General features: G+C 68.5%; 2 protein-coding genes and 1 pseudogene. 2 read left to right on the top strand and 1 reads right to left on the bottom strand.

The window, feature by feature from the left end; translation table 11 throughout:
• Together KZA10_RS18245 and KZA10_RS14430 are read left to right on the top strand one after the other, a co-directional pair.
• Positions 1-111 (top strand): annotated as a pseudogene (locus tag KZA10_RS18245) (DUF4162 domain-containing protein); the annotation flags it as partial.
• A complete protein-coding gene (locus KZA10_RS14430) occupies positions 108-1,196 on the top strand; it encodes an ABC transporter permease (RefSeq protein WP_218683229.1) in 1,089 nt (362 codons plus the stop codon). The pseudogene KZA10_RS18245 and the gene KZA10_RS14430, both read left to right, overlap by 4 nt.
• A gap of 105 nt (positions 1,197-1,301) precedes the next feature.
• On the opposite strand, the gene KZA10_RS14435 is transcribed toward KZA10_RS14430, so the two are convergent.
• On the bottom strand, positions 1,302-1,639 hold a 338-nt coding region (locus KZA10_RS14435; RefSeq protein ID WP_218683230.1), incomplete at its 5' end, for a hypothetical protein.

The raw sequence follows: 1,639 nt of genomic DNA on the forward strand, positions 1-1,639 counted from the left end.
CCCGAGACGGCGCAGCGCGTGCTGCAGTCCGCCGTACAGCGCGGCGATGTCGCGAGCTTCGCCCCCAAGCATCCGTCCCTCGCCCAGATCTTCAAGGAGGTCATCCAGTGAGCGCCCCCACCCCCGTCCGCGCCTCCAACGGCATCTGGCTCGTCGCCGAGCGCGAGATCGGATCGAAGCTGCGCAGCAAGGCGTTCCTGATCTCCACCGGCATCCTGCTGGTCCTCGCGCTCGCCGGCATCCTGTTCGGCGGTTTCGCGAGCAAGAACACCGACACCACGCCGATCGCCGCGACGGCCGAGACCGCGGCCGCCGTCTCGGCCATCCCGAACGTCGAGGTCACCACGGTCGCCGACCAGGCCGAGGCCGAGAAGCTCGTGCGCGACGACAAGGTCGACGCCGCAGTGCTGCCGGGCGACAGCCCGTCCGGCTACACGGTCATCGCCCTGCAGGATGCCCCTGGTTCGATCATCTCCGCCCTTTCGATCTCTCCCGAGGTCGTCATCCTGGAGCCGGCCACCACCAACCCGCTGCTGCGGTACTTCATCGCGATCGCGTTCGGCCTGGTGTTCATGATGGCCGCGGCGACGTTCGGCGGCACGATCGCGCAGAGCGTCGTGGAAGAGAAGCAGACCCGCGTGGTCGAGGTGCTGCTGTCGGCGATCCCGGCGCGCACACTGCTGGCGGGCAAGGTCATCGGCAACACGGTGCTGGCGATGGGGCAGATCCTCGCCCTCGCAGCCGTGGCCACGATCGGGCTTATCGTCACCGGTCAGCGCGAGGTGCTCACGACGCTCGGGGCGCCGATCATCTGGTTCGCCGTGTTCTTCCTGTTCGGCTTCATCCTGCTCGCGGCGATGTTCGCGGCGGCGGCCTCCATGGTCTCTCGCCAGGAGGACATCGGCTCCACGACCACCCCGATCACGATGCTGATCATGGCGCCGTACATCCTGGTGATCGTGTTCAACGACAACCCGCTGGTGCTGACGATCATGTCGTACGTGCCGTTCTCGGCCCCGGTCGGCATGCCGATGCGCCTCTTCGTCGGGGAGGCCCAGTGGTGGGAGCCGCTGCTGAGCCTGGTCATCCTGCTCGCGAGCTGCGTGGCCGCGATCGTCATCGGCGCGAAGATCTACGAGAACTCGCTGCTGCGCATGGGCTCCCGGGTCAAGCTCTCCGAGGCGCTGCGCGGCTGACGCCGGGGACGCCGAGAAACCCACACCGCACGCCGAAACCCACCGTCGCAGACGTCTGCGACGGTGGGTTTCGTTGTGGCCGATGGGTCTCGGCTGCCCCGCGGGTCAGATCACGCCGTCGGCGAGGGTCGTCGGGTTGCCGAAACGGTGGTTCGTGATCGACACGGCCTGCTCGTGCAGGAACGGCAGCATCTCGACGCGACCGGCACCGGTCACGGCGTGCGACCAGACCGCCACGTCGGGGCTTCCGTCGAGCGCTTCGTGGAGAGCGGCGGCGTCGCCACCGACCAGACGCACGCGGTGCCAGGAGTTCGCCGCCTTCGCGTAGCGCTTTGTCCATGCCGCATCCGACTCGTGCTTCACGCTCACGCCGTGCGCACGCAGCGCCTTCTCGATGCGCGAGGGCAACGCCTGCGCCGACACCGTGAACGGGCTGCCGCTGC

Origin of the sequence: Microbacterium sp. BF1, assembly GCF_019279095.1 — a bacterium.
In the GTDB taxonomy this organism is placed as follows: domain Bacteria; phylum Actinomycetota; class Actinomycetes; order Actinomycetales; family Microbacteriaceae; genus Microbacterium; species Microbacterium maritypicum.